General features: G+C 72.0%; 15 protein-coding genes. 9 read left to right on the forward strand and 6 right to left on the reverse strand.

What is annotated here, in order from left to right; translation table 11 throughout:
• Nucleotides 1-392: 392 nt before the first annotated feature.
• Nucleotides 393-2,363, reverse strand: a complete 1,971-nt coding sequence (locus ACFY5C_RS00005; RefSeq protein ID WP_389438717.1) for a GTP-binding protein — start codon at nucleotides 2,361-2,363, stop codon at nucleotides 393-395.
• A gap of 275 nt (nucleotides 2,364-2,638) precedes the next feature.
• Here ACFY5C_RS00005 and ACFY5C_RS00010 point away from each other — a divergent pair, with 275 nt between their 5' ends.
• From ACFY5C_RS00010 to ACFY5C_RS00040, 7 genes are read left to right on the forward strand one after another with little or no spacing between them, the layout of a single operon-like run.
• The gene (locus tag ACFY5C_RS00010) at nucleotides 2,639-3,109 is read left to right on the forward strand and encodes a (2Fe-2S)-binding protein (protein ID WP_328877441.1); all 471 of its coding nucleotides are present in this window, start codon (nucleotides 2,639-2,641) and stop codon (nucleotides 3,107-3,109) included.
• Entirely contained in the window at nucleotides 3,106-5,472 is a 2,367-nt protein-coding gene (locus ACFY5C_RS00015; RefSeq protein ID WP_389438719.1) for a xanthine dehydrogenase family protein molybdopterin-binding subunit, read from the forward strand. The genes ACFY5C_RS00010 and ACFY5C_RS00015 overlap by 4 nt, the downstream gene beginning before the upstream one ends.
• Nucleotides 5,469-6,323: an FAD binding domain-containing protein gene (locus tag ACFY5C_RS00020; RefSeq protein WP_389438721.1), complete on the forward strand. Its 855-nt coding sequence runs from the start codon at nucleotides 5,469-5,471 to the stop codon at nucleotides 6,321-6,323. Before ACFY5C_RS00015 ends, ACFY5C_RS00020 begins: the two co-directional genes overlap by 4 nt.
• A 6-nt stretch (nucleotides 6,324-6,329) precedes the next feature.
• A complete protein-coding gene (locus ACFY5C_RS00025) occupies nucleotides 6,330-7,214 on the forward strand; it encodes an AAA family ATPase (RefSeq protein ID WP_389440596.1) in 885 nt (294 codons plus the stop codon).
• A 14-nt stretch (nucleotides 7,215-7,228) separates the two neighbouring features.
• On the forward strand, nucleotides 7,229-8,347 hold the full coding sequence (locus ACFY5C_RS00030) for a VWA domain-containing protein (RefSeq protein ID WP_389438724.1): 1,119 nt from the start codon (nucleotides 7,229-7,231) through the stop codon (nucleotides 8,345-8,347).
• Nucleotides 8,340-9,440 (forward strand): XdhC family protein, encoded by a 1,101-nt coding sequence (locus ACFY5C_RS00035; protein WP_389438727.1) that lies wholly within the window; start codon nucleotides 8,340-8,342, stop codon nucleotides 9,438-9,440. The genes ACFY5C_RS00030 and ACFY5C_RS00035 overlap by 8 nt, the downstream gene beginning before the upstream one ends.
• A 19-nt stretch (nucleotides 9,441-9,459) precedes the next feature.
• Entirely contained in the window at nucleotides 9,460-10,080 is a 621-nt protein-coding gene (locus tag ACFY5C_RS00040) for an SRPBCC family protein (protein WP_389438730.1), read from the forward strand.
• Nucleotides 10,081-10,271: 191 nt separating this feature from the next.
• Here ACFY5C_RS00040 and ACFY5C_RS00045 read toward each other — a convergent pair whose 3' ends face one another.
• Nucleotides 10,272-10,772: a metallophosphoesterase family protein gene (locus ACFY5C_RS00045; protein ID WP_389438733.1), complete on the reverse strand. Its 501-nt coding sequence runs from the start codon at nucleotides 10,770-10,772 to the stop codon at nucleotides 10,272-10,274.
• A 157-nt stretch (nucleotides 10,773-10,929) separates the two neighbouring features.
• Here ACFY5C_RS00045 and ACFY5C_RS00050 point away from each other — a divergent pair, with 157 nt between their 5' ends.
• A complete protein-coding gene (locus tag ACFY5C_RS00050) occupies nucleotides 10,930-12,861 on the forward strand; it encodes a glycosyltransferase (protein WP_389438735.1) in 1,932 nt (643 codons plus the stop codon).
• Between the two features lie 4 nt (nucleotides 12,862-12,865).
• Complete coding sequence (gene rfbC / locus ACFY5C_RS00055; RefSeq protein ID WP_389438738.1) at nucleotides 12,866-13,480, forward strand: dTDP-4-dehydrorhamnose 3,5-epimerase; 615 nt, start codon at nucleotides 12,866-12,868, stop codon at nucleotides 13,478-13,480.
• Between the two features lie 72 nt (nucleotides 13,481-13,552).
• On the opposite strand, the gene ACFY5C_RS00060 is transcribed toward rfbC, so the two are convergent.
• From ACFY5C_RS00060 to ACFY5C_RS00075, 4 genes are read right to left on the reverse strand one after another with little or no spacing between them, the layout of a single operon-like run.
• Entirely contained in the window at nucleotides 13,553-14,356 is an 804-nt protein-coding gene (locus ACFY5C_RS00060; RefSeq protein ID WP_389438740.1) for a class I SAM-dependent methyltransferase, read from the reverse strand.
• On the reverse strand, nucleotides 14,343-15,224 hold the full coding sequence (gene rfbD, locus ACFY5C_RS00065) for a dTDP-4-dehydrorhamnose reductase (RefSeq protein ID WP_389438741.1): 882 nt from the start codon (nucleotides 15,222-15,224) through the stop codon (nucleotides 14,343-14,345). The genes ACFY5C_RS00060 and rfbD overlap by 14 nt, the downstream gene beginning before the upstream one ends.
• On the reverse strand, nucleotides 15,221-16,210 hold the full coding sequence (gene rfbB / locus ACFY5C_RS00070) for a dTDP-glucose 4,6-dehydratase (RefSeq protein WP_389438743.1): 990 nt from the start codon (nucleotides 16,208-16,210) through the stop codon (nucleotides 15,221-15,223). The genes rfbD and rfbB overlap by 4 nt, the downstream gene beginning before the upstream one ends.
• The gene (locus tag ACFY5C_RS00075) at nucleotides 16,207-17,274 is read right to left on the reverse strand and encodes a glucose-1-phosphate thymidylyltransferase (RefSeq protein ID WP_389438745.1); all 1,068 of its coding nucleotides are present in this window, start codon (nucleotides 17,272-17,274) and stop codon (nucleotides 16,207-16,209) included. Before ACFY5C_RS00075 ends, rfbB begins: the two co-directional genes overlap by 4 nt.
• Nucleotides 17,275-17,320: the final 46 nt, after the last annotated feature.

Raw genomic sequence — 17,320 nt, forward strand, 5'->3', positions numbered from 1 at the left:
GCACCGACCAGGTCACCGCCATCGACTTCGCCACCGGGCGCAAGCAGGTGTCCGTCCCCGTCGGCGACCATCCCCAGCGGGTCCGGCTGGGCCATGTGGAGTCCGGCTGGACGAGTCCGGCGGCCCGCTGATCAGCCCAGGGCCTTCAGCACCGCGCCCACCCCGTCCTCGGTCGCCATGTGCCGCGCGGCGACCGAGGCGGCTCGGGCGTACGACTGCTGCCGCACCACGCGCTCCAGCGCGCCCGCCAGCCGCTCCTCCGTGAGGCCGGCGCACGGTCACTCCGGCGAACGCGGCGACCTGCCCCACGGAATAGCTCATCCACCTGCCCTTTCCCTCGGGTACAGCCTGCGGCCTGACGTAAGGGAAGGGTCAACCGGGCCCGTTGCGGGTCAGGTTCCCGTCCGGCGGGTCAGGTTCAGCAGGTACTCCTTCCGGTTCAGCGGGTTGAGGTCGGTGCGCCGGCGCTCCGGGAGCGTGCCGCGCGCGGCCGGCGCGTAGTGGTCGAAGGCGCTCTCCAGCTCACCCTCGCCGCGTGTCAGGCCGGGCAGTTGCTGCTCCAGCTCGTGCACGTGGGCCGCGGGCACCGATCCCTCCAGGACGCAGGAGGCGCCGCGGGTCCGAGTCGTCTGCGGGACCGCGCGCAACCTGGCGAACACCGGCAGCAGGGCCGCCAGGGTGTCGGTCGGCGCCTCGATACGGAAGCGGTGCATCGGCTCGTGGACCTCGGTGCCCGCCCGGCGCAGGGCCTCGATCAGGACCAGTGGCGTGAGGCCGCGGAAGTCGTAGCCGGTGCTCGACATGCTCTTGTCGAAGCCCTGGTGGGCGTGGCTCTGCCGGGGCGAGTAGCCGGAGTGGGTCATGGTGACCGTGCAGTCGGGGACCTGCCAGCCGTACAGGCCCTGGCCGAGGGTCTCGCGGACGGTGTCCTCGACGGCTTTGAAGAAGGCGTACGGCATCGAGCCGAGCTCCACCTCCAGCCGGAAGGACACTCCGGCGCCGGCCGTGGCGGGGTCGACGCGCAGGCCGACCGTGGCGAGGAAGGGGTTGCCGTCCTTCTTGTTGAACTCGACCGCCGCGCCCGGGCCGACCGGCCGCTCGACGCACAGCGGTGTCGTCCGACGGAAGGTGACGTCCAGGCCGAACTCCTCGGCGAGCGTGACCTGGATGACCTCCTTCTGCACCTCGCCGTAGAGGGAGACGAAGGTCTCCTGCCGCACCTCGTCGTGGCGCAGGCCGATGAGCGGGTCCTGTTCGGCGAGCAGGGTGAGCGCGCGGTGCAGGGCCCGCCGGTCCGTGTCACCGGCCGGGGCGACGACCGTTTCGAGGGTGGGCGGGGCGAAGAAGTGCCCGTACGCCTTGCGGGGTTCGCCGAAGACGTCACCGATCCTGATGTCGGCCAGCCCCCACAGCTTGGCGATCCGGCCGGCCGGCACCGAGTCGTCCCGGACGTCGGCGCCCTGGTCGAAGACGCTGATCGCGGTGACCCGGCCCTCGGCGCCCGCCTCGTCGACACGGATCCGGTCGCGGGTGCGCAGGGTGCCGGAGAACAGCCGCGCGTAGGCGATCTTCTCCCCCGCCGGCCCACGCTCGACCTTGAAGACGGTGCCCGAGACCGGCCCGTCCGGGTCTCCGTCGGCGGCGGGCAGCAGCTGCTTGATCCCGTCGATCAGCGCGCCGACCCCGGCGCCGGTGATGGCGGAGCCGAAGTACACCGGGTGCACGAGGGCCTGCCTGGTCTGCTCGACGAGGGCGGCGCCCAGGCGGTCGCAGGAGACGGTGTCCTCGACGTACGCCGTCAGCAACGCGTCGTCATGGTCGGAGAGGACGTCGAGCGCCGACGAGTCGAGGCCGGGGAGGAAGCGGGCCTCGCGGGTGCCGAGGCCGTCGGTCGTCCCCATCGGTACGACGGCCGCGGTCAGGCGCTCCGAGATGGCCCGCAGGACGGCGTCGTGGCGCGCCCCGCGGCGGTCGATCTTGTTGACGAAGACGAGCGTGGGGATGCGCAGCCGCTGCAGCGTGCGCATCAGGACGCGGGTCTGCGGCTGGACGCCTTCGACGGCGGAGACGACCAGCACGGCGCCGTCCAGCACGCCGAGCACCCGCTCCACCTCGGCGATGAAGTCCGGGTGGCCGGGGGTGTCGATGAGGTTGACCGTCACGTCGTCGAGCGCGAAGGAGACGACGGCGGACTTGATCGTGATGCCGCGCCGGCGCTCCAGCGCGAGGGAATCGGTCCGGGTGTTCCCGGCGTCGACGCTGCCGATCTCGTCGATCACGCCCGCCGTGTGCAGCAGGCGTTCGGTCAGGCTGGTCTTACCGGCGTCGACATGGGCGAGGATCCCGAGGTTGAGCAAATGCACGAAGCGTCATGTCCTTCGATGAGGGGGTCGTTCCTTCCTGGGGGGACATGAACGCAGTGCGCATTGCGGCTCCTCTGTGCGTGACGAACGGGCCCCGTTCGCGTGACGACGGGTCACGTGCAGTGCAGCAGGATCGCCCCCGCACCGGCAATGGATTAACGCTCAACGAACGCCACCGCAGCACTCGCCGTGACACCGCAGCCGCCATAGAGTGACGTACATCACGCCCGGCCGATGTTTCCCCTCTCTCACTCCACTCGGCCTCTGGAGGGCACATGACTCACATCTCGGTGAAGGTGGACGGCACGACGTACGAGGACGACGTGGAGCCCCGCCTCCTCCTGATCCACTACCTGCGCGACCGTCTCGGTCTGACCGGCACCCCGATCGGGTGTGACACCTCGAACTGCGGCACCTGCACGGTCGAACTGGACGGCACGGCGGTCAAGAGCTGCACCGTGCTCGCCGTCCAGGCGGACGGGAGCGAGGTGACCACCGTCCAGGGGCTCGCCCACGACGGCGAGTGGACGGCCCTGCAGCGCACGTTCCACGAGCGGCACGCGCTGCAGTGCGGCTACTGCACGCCGGGAATGATCATGGCGGCCCGCGATCTGCTGCGCGAACACCCGCACCCCACGCCGGACGAGGTGCGGCACGGCCTGGAGGGCAACATCTGCCGCTGCACCGGCTACCAGAACATCGTCCGGGCCGTCCTGGACGCCTCCGAGGAGGAGGTCACGGCATGAGCGAGACCGTCGAACGCGAGGTCGGCCGTGCCCGGTACCGCAAGGAGGACGCCCACCTGATCACCGGGCAGACCAACTGGACGGACAACATCAGCGTCAACGGACTGCTGCATCTGGCCATCCTGCGCAGCCCGATGGCCCACGCCCGCATCGACCGTGTCGACGTCTCGGCGGCCCTCGAACGCCCCGGCGTCATCGCCGCGTTCAGCGGGCGCGACGTCGCGCAGGCGATGGGCTCGCTGCCGTGCGCCTGGCCGGTCGCCGAGGGCACCGTGGTGCCGGACCATCCCCCGATCGCGGTCGACGAGGTGCGCTACGCCGGCGACCCGGTGGCCGTGGTGGTGGCCCGCGACCGGTACACGGCCGCCGACGCGCTGGAGGCCATCGAGGTCGAGTACACCCCGCTGCCCGCCGCCCTGGACATCGAGGGGGCGCTCGCGGACGGCGCGCCGCTGGTCCACTCCGACAAGGGCACCAACCGCTGCTACGACTACCGCACGGCCGACGGCGACTACGCGGCCGCCAAGGCCAAGGCGGACATCGTCCTGACCCGTCGCTACCACCAGCAGCGCCTGATCCCCACCGCGATGGAGCCGCGTGCGGTCGTGGTCACCCCGCTCGCCGCGTCCGGCGACTTCACCCTCTACTCCTCCACCCAGGTCCCGCACGTCCTGCGGGTCCTGCTCGCCGTCACCACCGGCATCCCGGAGAACAAGATCCGCGTCGTGGCCCCCGACGTCGGCGGCGGATTCGGCTCGAAACTCCAGGTGTACGGCGAGGAAGTGATCGCCCTCGTGCTGGCCAAGCGCCTCGGCCGGCCCCTGAAGTGGACCGAGTCCCGCTCCGAGGCCAACGTCGCCACCCACCACGGCCGCAGCCAGGTCCAGGACATCGAGATCGCCGCCCGCAGCGACGGCACCCTGCTGGGCCTGAAGGTCTCACTGCTGGCCGACATGGGCGCCTACCTGATGCTGCTCAGCCCGGGCATCCCGATCCTCGGCGCCTCCATGTACCCGGCGATCTACAAGATGGGCGCCTACGAGTTCTCCTGCACCGGCGTCTTCACCAACCGCACCCCGATCGACGCCTACCGCGGCGCCGGCCGCCCCGAGGCGACGTACGCGATCGAGCGGATCATGGACGACCTGGCCGCCGAACTCGGCGTGGACCCGGTCGACCTGCGGCGCCACAACTGGATCCGGCACGACGAGTTCCCGTACACGACGATCGCGGGGCTCACCTACGACAGCGGCAACTACGAGGCCGCCACCGACAAGGCGCTCGCCCTGTTCGACTACGACAAGCTGCGCGCCGAACAGGCGGACCGCGTCGACCACGCGGACACCGTCCGCCTCGGCATCGGCGTCTCCACGTACACCGAGATGTGCGGCCTCGCGCCGAGCCGCTGGCTGGGCGAGATGAACTACGCGGCGGGCGGCTGGGAGGCGGCCAACATCCGGGTGCTGCCCACCGGGAAGGTCGAGATCATCACCGGGACCAGCCCGCACGGGCAGGGCCATGTGACGTCCTGGAGCCAGATCGCCGCCGACGCCCTCGGGGTGCCGTTCGACGACATCGAGGTGATGCACGGCGACACCGTGCTGGCGACCCACGGCATGGACACCTACGGCTCGCGCTCGCTGGTCATCGGGGGCGTCGCCGTCCACGAGGCGGCGCGCAAGGTGGTGGACAAGGCCCGCAAGGTCGCGGCCCACCTGCTGGAGGCCAACGAGGCGGACCTCGACTTCAAGGACGGCGCCTTCACCGTCAAGGGCTCACCCGAGGCGAGCAAAACCATCCAGGAGGTGGCCTTCGCGACCTTCTCCTCGCACGACCTGCCCGACGGCATGGAACCGTCGATCAACGCCGAGCACGTCCTGGACCCCGACACGTTCTCGTTCCCGCACGGCACCCACCTGTGCGCGGTGGAGGTCGACACCGAGACGGGCGCCGTGCACATCCGGTCGTACGTGTGCGTCGACGACGTCGGCAAGGTGATCAACCCGATGATCGTCGACGGGCAGCTGCACGGCGGGATCGCCCAGGGCATCGCGCAGGCACTGTACGAGGAGGCCGTGTACGACGAGGAGGGCAACCTGGTCACCGGCACGCTGGCCGACTATCTCGTGCCGGGCGCCCCCGACCTGCCCGAGTTCGTCACCGACCGCACCGAGACACCGGCGACCTCCAACCCGCTGGGCGTCAAGGGGGTCGGCGAGGCGGGCACGATCGCCTCGACGCCGGCCGTGGTCAACGCGGTCGTGGACGCCCTGCGTCCCTTCGGCGTCCAGGACATCCGGATGCCGTGCACTCCCGAACGGGTCTGGCAGGCCGTTCGCTCCGCGAAGGAGGCGTCGGCATGATTCCCCCCGCATTCGACTACGCCCGTCCCAGCAGCGTCGACGAGGCGGTCCGTACGCTCGCCGACGCGGGCGAGGACGCCAAGGTGCTGGCCGGCGGGCAGAGCCTGCTGCCGCTGATGAGGCTGCGGCTGGCCTTCCCGGAACTGGTCGTGGACGTCAACCGGATCCCCGAGCTGCGCGGCGTCCGGGAGGACGGCGACACGCTGGTCATCGGCGCGATGACCACCCACCACGACGTCATCGCGGATCCACTGGTCAGGCGGCACGCCGGGCTGCTGGCAGCCGCCACCTCGACGGTCGCCGACCCTGCCGTACGGCATCGCGGCACCCTCGGCGGCTCGCTCGCGCACGCCGACCCGGCCGGTGACCTGCCGGCGGTGGTGCTGGTGATGAACGGCGAGATGGTGGCGCAGGGGCCGCGAGGGCGGCGCACGATCCCGGCACGGGAGTTCTGCGTCGACTACCTGCAGACCGCGCTGGAGCCCGACGAACTGCTCGTCGAGGTCCGCATCCCGAAGGCGGCCGGCTGGGGCTTCCGCTACGAGAAGTTCCACCGGATCGCCCAGGCCTGGCCGATCGTCGGCGTGGCCGCGCTGGTGCGGCGCGACGACGGGCACATCGCCGAGGCACGGGTCGCGCTGACCAACATGGGCACCACCCCCTTGCGGGCCTCGGCGGCCGAGGAGGCGCTGTCCGGCGCCGGGGATCCGGACGACGTCGCGCGGGCCGCCCAGGAGGCGGCGCAGGGCACCCGGCCGTCCCAGGACACCTCGGCCTCGCCCGAGTATCGGGCGCATCTGGCCCAGGTCCTCACCAAGCGGGCGGTGCTGGCGGCCGCCGGGATGGGGTGAGCGACGATCACCGCACTGGACGGCCCGGAGCAGGTGCGGGCGCGGCTGGAGGAGACGGGGTACCTCGTCGACGACGGGCTGGCCATCGCCTGCTTCCTGGCCCTGCGGCTCGGCCGGCCGCTGTTCTGCGAGGGCGACGCGGGTGTCGGCAAGACCGCGCTCGCCGCCGCCCTCGCCGAGGCGCTCGACGCGCCGCTGATCCGGCTGCAGTGCCATGAGGGCATCGACGCCTCGCAGGCCCTGTACGACTGGGACTTCCCGCGTCAGCTGCTGCATCTGCGGGCCGCCGAGGCCGTCGGGGTGACCGACGCGGACCGGCTGGAGGGCGAGCTGTACGACCGGCGGTTCCTGGTGGCACGGCCGCTGCTCAGGGCGCTGCAGACAACTCCGTCCGTGCTGCTGATCGACGAGATCGACCGGGCCGACGACGAGTTCGAGGCGTTCCTGCTGGAGCTGCTGTCGGAGTTCTCGGTCACGATCCCCGAGCTCGGCACCCTGCGGGCCGAGGAGCCGCCGGTGGTGGTGCTGACCTCCAACCGCACGCGTGAGGTGCATGACGCGCTGAAGCGGCGCTGCCTGTACCACTGGTTCGAGCATCCTGGCTTCGCCCGCGAACTGGCCATCGTGCGGCGTCGGTTGCCGGACGTGTCGGCCCGCCTTGCGGAGCAGGTGACCGCGCTCGTGCAGGAGCTGCGCGGGCACGACCTGCTCAAGCCGCCCGGTGTCGCCGAGACCATCGACTGGGCCGAGGCCCTGGACGCGCTCGGCGCGGACGAGGTGGACGCGGAGCTGGCCGTGGCCACGCTCGGGTCGGTGCTGAAGTACCGGGAGGACGCGGAACGGGCACGGGGGATGGACCTCGCGGCGGTGCTCGCGACACGAGGGGCGTGACTGCGGTGCGGGACGTGACCGGGGTACTCGCCGCGGACGCCGCGCTCCTCGGCTTCGCCCGTGCCCTGCGCGCGGCGGGCGTCGACGCCGACGCCGAGCGCGTGCACGCCTTCCTGTCCGCGGTGGACGCCCTGCGGCCGGGGATACGGGCGGACGTGTACTGGGCGGGGCGGCTGACGCTGTGCGGGGACCGCGACGACCTGGAGCGCTACGAGCGGGTGTTCACCGCGTACTTCGGTGACGGTGGGCGGGCCGGCCGTACGGCGTCCGCTCCTCCCCCGCCTCGCCTGCGCCTGGTCGTCAGCGGCGGCACCGGCACCGCCGCACGTGCCGAGCGTGAGCGCGACGCGCCGCCAGCGGCCTCTCTCGCCAGCGCCGCCGAGGTCCTGCGCCACCGCGATGTCGCCGACCTGGACGCCGTGGAGCGTGAGCAGGTGCGCCGGCTGCTGTCCGCGCTCGCGTTGCGCGGCCAGGCACGGCGCTCCGCGCGCCGCAGTCCGGCCAGGCGCGGCGAGGTCGATCCGCACCGGACGGTGCGGGAGCTGCTGCGCCGCGGCGGGGAGCCCGCGAGGCTGCGGCGGCACGCCCGCACCGAGCGGCCCCGCCGGGTCGTGCTGCTCGTGGACGTCAGCGGCTCCATGTCGCCGTACGCGGACGCGCTGCTGCGTTTCGCGCACGCGGCCGCCCGAAACAGCCGTACGGAGGTGTTCACGATCGGCACCCGGCTGACGCGGGTGACCCGGGAGCTGTCGCACCGGGACCCCGACCTGGCGATGGCGGCGGTCGCGGCCGCGGTGCCCGACTGGCGCGGGGGTACCCGGCTGGGCGAGCTGCTGCGGGCGTTCCTGGACCGCTGGGGGCAGCGCGGCATGGCGCGCGGTGCGATCGTGGTCCTGTTGTCCGACGGCTGGGAGCGTGGCGATCCGGAGCTGCTCGCGGCCCAGATGCGCCGTCTGCACCGGCTGGCGCACCGGGTGATCTGGGCCAATCCCCGCAAGGCGCGCCCTGGTTACGCACCCGTGGCGGCCGGGATGGCGGCGGCCCTGCCGAGCGTGGACGCCTTCGTCGAGGGGCACAGCCTGGCCGCCCTGGAGCGGCTGGCGACGGTGGTGAGAGGAGCGGTCGATGCGTGAGATTCTCCCGGTGATCAGCCCCTGGTATGCGGCCCGGGTGCCGTTCGGACTCGCCACTGTCGTCGCCACCAGCCGCAGCGCCCCGCGCGACCCCGGGGCCGCGATGGCGGTGGGCCCCGACGACGAGGTCGTGGGCAGCGTGTCCGGCGGCTGCGTCGAGGGGGCCGTCTTCGAACTCGCGCAGGAGGTGGTGGCGAGCGGCGAGGCGCGGCTGGAGACCTTCGGCTACAGCGACGAGGACGCCTTCGAGGTCGGGCTCACCTGCGGCGGCGAGATCACCCTGCTGGTACGTCCCGTGACGGCCGCCTCGGACCCGGCCTTCGGCGAGGTCGCCGAGTCGGTCGCGGCGGGGCGACCGGTCACGGTGGCGACGGTGACCGACGGTCCCGCGCCGCGCGGGGCGACGCTCGCCGTGTGGCCGGACCGCGTCGCGGGCACGCTCGGCACGCCCGGCCTGGACGTGGCCGTCACCGCCGACGCCCGCGGCGAACTCGCCCTCGGTGCAACGGGCCTCAGGCACTACGGCCCGCACGGCGAGCGCCGCGAGGACGCGGTCTCCGTGTTCCTGCACTCCTTCGCACCGCCGCCGCGGATGCTGGTGTTCGGCGCGATCGACTACGCGGCCTCGGTCGCCCGCATCGGCGACTTCCTCGGCTACCGGGTCACGGTGTGCGACGCCCGCCCGGTCTTCGCCACCCCGAAGCGCTTCCCGGCGGGCGTCGAGGTGATCGTGGACTGGCCGCATCGCTATCTGAGCGGCACCGACACCGACGAACGCACGGTGATCTGTGTGCTCACCCACGATCCGAAGTTCGACGTGCCGCTGCTTCAGGAGGCGCTGCGCCGCCCGGCCGCGTACATCGGGGCGATGGGCAGCCGCCGTACCCACGACGACCGGATGCAGCGGCTGACCGAAGCCGGGGTCGGCGAGGCCGAGTTGGCCCGGCTGCGCTCCCCCGTCGGGCTCGACCTCGGGGCCCGTACGCCCGAGGAGGTCGCCGTGTCCGTCGCCGCCGAGATCGTCGCCCTGCGGTGGGGCGGCACGGGAGCCCCGCTGACGGCCACGGCGGGCGCGATCCATCCATCGTCGTAGCACCCGGTAGGAGGAAGTCATGGAGCTGCACCACGAGTTCACCGTCCCCGTCCCGGTCGACGAGGCCTGGCACACGCTCCTCGACATCGAGCGCATCGCGCCCTGCATGCCCGGGGCGAGCGTCGAGGAGTACGACGGCAGGACCGTGGCCGGTGCGGTCAAGGTCAAGGTGGGCCCGATCACCGTGGCCTACAAGGGCACCGCGGTCTTCGAGGAACAGGACGAGACGGCGCACCGCATGGTGCTCACCGCGAGCGGCCGCGAGACGCGCGGGCAGGGCACCGCACGGGCCACGATGACCGGCACACTCAGCGAGCGCGACGGCGGAACGGCCGTGTCGGTGGACACCGACCTCACCGTGACCGGGCGGCCTGCGCAGTTCGGGCGCGGGGTGATGGCCGAGGTGGGCGACCGGCTGGTCGGGCAGTTCGCCACGGCTCTGTCGCAGCAGCTGACCGAGCCCCCGCAGAGTGCGCCGGTTGCCGAGGAGGAGCCGGACCAGCCGCTCGATCTGCTCCGCACGGCCGGAGTGCCGGTGGCGAAGCGGGTGGGGGCGGCCATGGCGGGAGCCGTGGCGGCGGCCGGGGTGGTGCTGGTGCTGGTGCGCCTGTTGCGGGGGCGGCGGGCGCGGCGCAGGTGATCTCAGGCGTCGATCGACTCGCGCGCGGCCCGAAATCAGGGGTGTAAGGCGGACGCGAAGGGGTAGGGGGCGACTCAAGGAGGCCTACGGGCCCCCGAACAACGCCTCTGAGCGGGAAGGAGGTCCATGACAGCGCATCGCAGCGCCCGGGCCGCTTCCCTGCACACGGAGCGGCCCGGATCTTTTTGAGCTCAGCGCGGCGGCAGCCGGTGCAGCTCCACGTCCCCGAGCCCGCCCTCGGTCACGGTCGCCGTCATGTAGGTGCAGTGGGGCTGGCGGCGGCGATCGGTCGGTGAGCCCGGGTTGAGCAGGCGCAGACCGGTGGCGGCCGTGGTGTCCCACGGGATGTGGCTGTGGCCGAAGACCAGGACGTCGAGTTCGGGGAACCTGGCCGCGCAGCGCGCCTCGCGCCCCTGGGCGGGCCCGGTCTCGTGGACCACGCCGAAGCGCAGGCCGCCGAGCTCGGCGTATGCCACCTCGGGCAGCCGGGCGCGCAGGTCCGGTCCGTCGTTGTTGCCGTGGACGCCGATGAGGCGGGTGCAGCGGCTCTCCAGCAGGTCGAGCGTGGCCGAATCGACCCAGTCCCCGGCGTGGAACACGACGTCGGCGCGCGGGAGTTCGGCGAGCAGCGGTCCGGGCAGTGCCTTGGCGCGTTTGGGCAGGTGAGTGTCGGACATCAGCAGCAGGCGCACACCCTCAGGCTACCGGCGCGGACGATCTTCGGCCCGGTAGCGGCGCGTGGTCGCCACGGTTGAGCGGTGGACAAACTCGGTGTCAGGGTTAGCATTTGGCCACGAGCGCCGTAATTCGACGCAAACGCCCAGTGACCCCTAGGGGGCTCGGAGACCGATGCCGGTCAAGGTCAGCGTGGTCGTACCCGTGTACAACCCGGGGGTTTATGTCGAGGACTGCATCGAGTCGCTGATGCGGCAGTCGCTGCCTCCCGACGAATACGAAGTGATCTTCGTCGACGACGGTTCCACCGACGGCACGCCGGCCCGGCTCGACGCGCTGGCCGCTGCGGAGCCCCGGGTGAGCGTCGTTCACCAGGTGAACTCCGGTTGGTCCGGCAAACCCCGCAACGTCGGCATCGGCGCAGCCCGGGGCGAGTACGTGATGTTCGTGGACAACGACGACTACCTCGGCGACGAGGCCCTGGAACGGATGTACGACTACGGCGTCGCCAACGGCGCCGATGTCGTGGTCGGCAAGATGGCCGGCAAGGGCCGCGGGGTGCCGGTGGAGCTGTTCCGCCGCAACCACCCGCGCGCCACCGTCGAGAACGCGCCGCTGATCGACAGCCTCACCCCGCACAAGATGTTCCGCCGCGTCTTCCTCGACGACATCGGCCTGCGCTTCCCCGAGGGCAGGCGGCGGCTGGAGGACCACGTCTTCGTCACCGAGGCCTACCTGCGCGCGAGCAACGTCTCGGTGCTCAGCGACTACGTCTGCTACTACCACGTCCGCCGGGACGACGCCTCGAACGCCGGCTTCCAGCGCTTCGACCCGGGCGGCTACTTCAAGAACCTCCGCGAGGCCCTGGACGTCGTCGAGCGGTACACCGAACCCGGGCCGCTGCGCGACCGGCTCTTCAGGCGGTGGCTGCGGGTCGAGATGGTCGAGCGGATGCGCGCGCGGCGGCTGCTGGCCCTGCCGGCGGACTATCGGCGGGACCTGTTCGAGGAGATCCACCAGGTCGTCGTGGAGCGCTTCGGGCCCGGTGTCGCGGCCGGGCTGCAGCCGACGCAGCAGGTCGTCGCCGCGCTGATCGCCGCGGACCGGTACGACGACGTCGAGGCGTTCGCCGAGTGGGAGGCCGGCATCGCCCTCACGGCCGTCCCCGAGCGCGTGGCGTGGGAGAACGGCACGCTGCGGGTCGCGTTCACCGCCGAGTTCGCGTCTGCCGGCGAGCCGATGACCTTCGCCGCCGGGACGGCCCGTACGCCTCTCGACGGCCCGCCCGAGGACCTGGCCGCGGCCGTCGCATGGGTGGGCGCCGACACCGTCGACCGGTTCGGCAAGGCCACCGCGGACCTGCTGGTGCGCGAGCGCGCCAGTGCCGCCCAGTACTTCCAGCCGGTGGAGTTCGCCCGGGAGGAGGTGCCGGCCGGCGACGACGGCCGGGTCCGGCTGGTACTGCGGGCGACCGCCACCGTGGACCCCGCCGGCCTCACCCGCGACGGCCTGTGGGACGCCCTGGTCCGCGTCAAGCTGGGCGGCTGGACCAAGGAGTGCCGCCTGGGCCCCGCCCCGCGGGGGAACCGCCCCACGCCGTCCGCCGCTGTGACCGGCGGGCACCTCGTCCTGCCGTACTGGACGTCACCGCACGCCCATCTCGCCCTCGACGTCGACCGCGCGACCCACCGCGTCGGCCTGGGCACGCTCACCACGCCCGAGATCACCCTCTCGGGCGCCCGCCTGCACGCACGGCTCCCCCTGCACGTCCCCGACGACGGCACCGAGGTGACACTGCGGCTCACCGCGTCCGGCACAACCCTCGACGTGCCCGCCACGCTGTCCCCGCAAGGGTCCGCGGCGCTGCTGGAGGCCGTGCTGCCGCTCGGCGAGCTGGGAGGGGCGACTTGGCGGGCAGCGCTCGGCGTGCCGGGGCCACGGTTCCTGCCGCTGCCCTTCGCGCTGCGCTGCGGGGTCGGCACGGTGCACGTGGTGCAGGCGCCGCGTCCCAGTACGCTACGGCGTTTCGCGCGTAGGGCACGACGCAGGCTCGGTACGGCCCTGGGCCGGACGGCGGCCCGGCTGCGGGCCCTGAGGAGGCGGTGACGGCATGCGAGGGCTCGGCATCGAAGGCGCCTGGGCACTGGAGCCCAAGGTCTTCCCGGACGACCGCGGCAGCTTCCACGAGTGGTACCGGGGCACGGAGTTCCGCGAGGCGACCGGGCACGGCCTGTCCCTGGCACAGGCCAACTGCTCGGTCTCCCGCCGGGGCGTACTGCGGGGCGTGCACTTCTCGGACGTGCCGCCCGGCCAGGCCAAGTACGTCACCTGTGTGCGCGGCGCCATCCTGGACGTGGTCGTCGACATCCGCCTCGGCTCCCCCACCTTCGGTCGCTGGGAGGCGTTGCGCCTCGACGACGACAGCCGCCACGCCCTGTTCCTCGCGGAGGGCCTCGGCCACGCCTTCATGGCACTCACCGACGAGGCCACGGTGGTCTACCTCTGCTCGACCGGCTACGCCCCCGAGCGCGAACACGGGGTGCACCCCCTGGACCCGGACCTGGCCATCGCCTGGCCCGAGGACATCCCACCGGTCCTGTCCCCCAAGGACGCGCAGGCACCGTCACTGTCCGAGGCACGAGAGGCGGGCCTGCTGCCGACGTACGAGACCTGCAGCGCCCACTACGACCGGCTACGCACGGGAGGCGGTTCGGCAACGCCCTGAGGGGCGCGTGGAACTGCGCGACCAGCGACGACGAGCCCGCAGACATGCGACTCCAGAACCCGGCACTACCGCTCAACCGCCGGAGGCAACCCCCGCGATCTGAGCCCGCAACGGCACCCACGCCCGCCCACGCCGCACACCCAGCCTGCGTGCCCGCGCCAGCGACCGCCAGAAGCCCGCCCCGAGCAACGCCTCAGGCGCCACTGCGGACGCCCGGTCCAGGATGGCCTCGGGCACCTTCTGCGGATCGGGCACCTCGTACTCCGCGACGATCTCGTCGTACCGGTCCCGCAGCACCGTGTTCCGGGGATCGGCCCCGAACACGACGAGCTGCCCGGTGGGCTGGGTGTCGACCAGAACGGTCACCAGATCGGGCCGGTAGCGCCCGAGGATCTCGGCGAGCTTGTACACGTCACCGGTCCACGCCCCGGTATGCCGGTCGCGCGCCGCCTCGTCGACATTGCGCGGCAGCATGTCGTCGAAGACGATCACGCTGGTCCAGTCGGAGTGCCGCTCGATGTTCATGAAGTCCCGCAGCGCGTACTCGAACAGGTGCATGCCGTCGATGAACGACAGGTCGAGGACGGTACGCCGCCAGTACCCGAACGGCTTGCGGCCGCGGCGCAGGTTCCGCAGGGGATGACGGCCGCCCCTGAGGTGGATGAGCGGGTTGTCGCGGGCGAAGAAGTCGTCGCTGGTGGCCTTGACCAGGTGGACGTCGCAGCGGATCTCCGTGACGACCTTGAAGGCGGGGTCGACGGCGATCGTGGGCACGCGGGAGAGCCGGAGGCTGCGGCCGTCGTTGACGCCGATCTCCAGGTAGTTGCGGTTGCCGCTGACCTTGTGCAGTTCCCGCAGGAACTCATGGCGTTTCACGAAGGGTCTCCTTGCGGATCCGGGGCATTGCTTCGTGCAGGGCGGTGCGCCAGTCACGCGCTCGCGCGAGGCCGAGCCGCTGCCGACGGCCGTGCGCGAGGACGCTGTAGGCGGGGCGGGGCGCGGGTCGCGGGAAGGCCTCGCTGGTGACGGGACGCACCCGGCCGGGGTCCGCGCCGAGCAGCCGGAACACCTCGCGAGCCAGGTCGTACCAGGTGGCCTCGCCGGAGTTGGTGGCGTGCAGTACGCCGGTCATGTCGCGGCCGACGCGCGGGCCGAGGTCGGCGATCGTCGCGGCGACGTCGGCGCTCCACGTCGGCTGGCCGCGCTGGTCGTCCACGACGTCCACGGTGTCCCGGCGAGCTTCGAGTTCCATCATCGTCCGGACGAAACTGCGGCCGTGGACGCCGTAGAGCCACGCGGCGCGCACGACGGCGCTCGCGTCCGGGAGTTCGTCCAGTACGGCCCGCTCACCGGCCAGTTTGGTGCGACCGTAGGCGGTGCGGGGGGCGGGCGCCGCGTCCTCGGCGTAGGGGGTGCGGGCGTCGCCGGCGAAGACGTAGTCGGTGGAGACCTGAATCAGGCGGGCGTCGTGCGCGGCGCAGGCCCGGGCGAGGAGGCGCGGGCCGTCGCCGTTGACGTGCAGGGCGCGTTCCTCGTCCTGTTCGGCGTCGTCGACGGCCGTGTACGCGGCGCAGTTGACGACCACATCGGGGCGGTGTGCGGCGAGGGCACGGTCGACGGCGTCGGGGGCGGTGATGTCGAGGGCGAGGTGGTCGAGGCCCGTCACCTCCTCGTCGCGGGTGCGCAGTTCCCCGACCAGGTCGCGGCCGAGCATGCCGCCCGCTCCGGTGACCAGCCACCTCATCCGTGCTCCTTGCCGACGCGGCGCTTGAGGGGTTCCCACCAGTCGCGGTGGTCGCGGTACCAGGCGACGGTGTCGGCGAGGCCGGACGCGAAGTCGTGGCGGGGCCGGTAGCCGAGTTCGGTGCGGGCCTTGCTCCAGTCGACGGAGTAGCGCAGGTCGTGGCCCTTGCGGTCCTCGACGTGCGCCACCATGTCCCAGTCGGCGCCGCAGGCCTCGAGGAGCAGGGCGGTGAGTTCCTTGTTGCTCAACTCGGTGCCTCCGCCGATGTTGTAGACCTCGCCGGGGCGGCCCTCGGTGCGGACGAGCTCGACGCCGGCGCAGTGGTCGTCGACGTGCAGCCAGTCGCGGACGTTGAGGCCCTCGCCGTACAGGGGTACCCGCTCGCCGTCGAGGAGGTTGGTGATGAACAGCGGGACGACCTTCTCGGGGAACTGGTGCGGGCCGTAGTTGTTCGAGCAGCGGGTGACGCGGACGTCCAGGCCGTGGGTGCGGTGGTAGGCGAGCGCGAGCAGGTCGGAGGAGGCCTTGGAGGCGGAGTACGGCGAGCTGGGCCGCAGGATGTCCGTCTCGGTGGCGGAGCCGGTCTCCAGCGAGCCGTAGACCTCGTCCGTCGAGACGTGCACGAAGGGTGCGACGCCGTGGCGCAGGGCCGCGTCCAGCAGGGTCTGGGTGCCGACCACGTTGGTGAGGACGAAGTCGCCGGCGCCGGCGATCGAGCGGTCCACGTGGGACTCTGCGGCGAAGTGCACGACCTGGTCGGCCCCGGCCATCAGCTTGTCGACCAGTTCGGCGTCGCCGATGTCGCCTTGCACGAACTCCAGCCGGGGATGGCCCAGTTCGAGGTTGTCCAGGGTGCCTGCGTACGTCAGCTTGTCCAGCACCGTGATCCGCGGCGCCTCGGGCGCGTCCGGTGCGTCGCGGGCGAGCAGCGTGCGGACGTAGGTCGAGCCGATGAATCCGGCGGCGCCGGTGACGAGAAGGTTCATGTGTGGATCTGCACCTTGCTGTGATCTCCGAGGACGAGTCGGTGGGCGCTGGGGACGCTGGGCGCGGGCGTGACCTCGACGTGCCGGCCGATGAGCGAGGACTCGATCCGGCCCACTCCCTGGATCGAGGCGTCCCGCAGCACGATGGAGAACTCCAGTTCGCTGTCGCTGATACGGCAGTTCTGCGCGATGGAGGTGAAGGGGCCGACGTAGGAGTCCTCGACGACGGTGCCGGCGCCGATGACGGCGGGCCCGACGATGCGCGAGTTGACGATGCGTGCCCCCTCCTCGACGACCACGCGTCCGACGGTCTCAGAGGCGTCGTCGACGTCGCCGTCGATGCGGCGCGTGAGGCCCTCCAGGACGGTCCGGTTCACCTCCAGCATGTCGGCGACGTTCCCGGTGTCCTTCCAGTAGCCCTTGATGACCGTGCAGCGCACGTCGGCGCGGGCGTCGATCAGGTGCTGGATGGCGTGGGTGATCTCCAACTCGCCGCGCCAGGACGGTGTGATGGCGCGGACCGCGTCGTGGATCACCGGGGTGAAGAGGTAGACGCCGACCAGGGCGAGGTCGCTCTTGGGGTGCTCGGGTTTCTCCTCCAGGCCGACGACCTGGCCCGCGTCGTCGAGTTCGGCGACGCCGAAGGAGCGCGGGTCCTGAACGCGGGTGAGCAGGATCTGGGCGTCGGGGCGGTTGCTGCGGAACTCGTCGACGAGGCTTGCGATTCCGCCGACGATGAAGTTGTCGCCGAGGTACATCACGAAGTCGTCGTCGCCCAGATAGTCACGGGCGATGAGCACGGCGTGGGCCAGCCCCAGGGGCCGTTCCTGGGGGATGTAGGTGATCTCCAGGCCGAATTTGGAACCGTCTCCGACGGCGTCCTGGATCTCCGGGGCGGTGTCACCGACGATCACACCGACCTCGGTGATCCCGGCCGCGGCGATGGATTCCAGCCCGTAGAAGAGGACGGCCTTGTTCGCCACCGGCACGAGCTGCTTGGCCGAAGTGTGCGTGATCGGCCTCAGGCGCGTACCGGCGCCACCGGACAGCACGAGAGCCTTCATCGGTTCACCTTAGCCCCGATTCGGCCAAATTGACGGTGCCGGGATT

It is taken from the genome of Streptomyces sp. NPDC012935, from assembly GCF_042900345.1.
Taxonomy (GTDB): Bacteria; Actinomycetota; Actinomycetes; order Streptomycetales; family Streptomycetaceae; genus Streptomyces.

What these genes read in the sequence shown, in the direction of transcription:
- rfbB (WP_389438743.1), bottom strand. Translation starts at nt 16,210, where the DNA reads ATGAACCTTCTCGTCACCGGCGCCGCCGGATTCATCGGCTCGACCTAC.
- rfbD (WP_389438741.1), bottom strand. Translation starts at nt 15,224, where the DNA reads ATGAGGTGGCTGGTCACCGGAGCGGGCGGCATGCTCGGCCGCGACCTG.
- ACFY5C_RS00015 (WP_389438719.1), top strand. Translation starts at nt 3,106, where the DNA reads ATGAGCGAGACCGTCGAACGCGAGGTCGGCCGTGCCCGGTACCGCAAG.
- ACFY5C_RS00050 (WP_389438735.1), top strand. Translation starts at nt 10,930, where the DNA reads ATGCCGGTCAAGGTCAGCGTGGTCGTACCCGTGTACAACCCGGGGGTT.
- ACFY5C_RS00075 (WP_389438745.1), bottom strand. Translation starts at nt 17,274, where the DNA reads ATGAAGGCTCTCGTGCTGTCCGGTGGCGCCGGTACGCGCCTGAGGCCG.
- ACFY5C_RS00020 (WP_389438721.1), top strand. Translation starts at nt 5,469, where the DNA reads ATGATTCCCCCCGCATTCGACTACGCCCGTCCCAGCAGCGTCGACGAG.
- ACFY5C_RS00040 (WP_389438730.1), top strand. Translation starts at nt 9,460, where the DNA reads ATGGAGCTGCACCACGAGTTCACCGTCCCCGTCCCGGTCGACGAGGCC.
- ACFY5C_RS00035 (WP_389438727.1), top strand. Translation starts at nt 8,340, where the DNA reads ATGCGTGAGATTCTCCCGGTGATCAGCCCCTGGTATGCGGCCCGGGTG.
- rfbC (WP_389438738.1), top strand. Translation starts at nt 12,866, where the DNA reads ATGCGAGGGCTCGGCATCGAAGGCGCCTGGGCACTGGAGCCCAAGGTC.
- ACFY5C_RS00010 (WP_328877441.1), top strand. Translation starts at nt 2,639, where the DNA reads ATGACTCACATCTCGGTGAAGGTGGACGGCACGACGTACGAGGACGAC.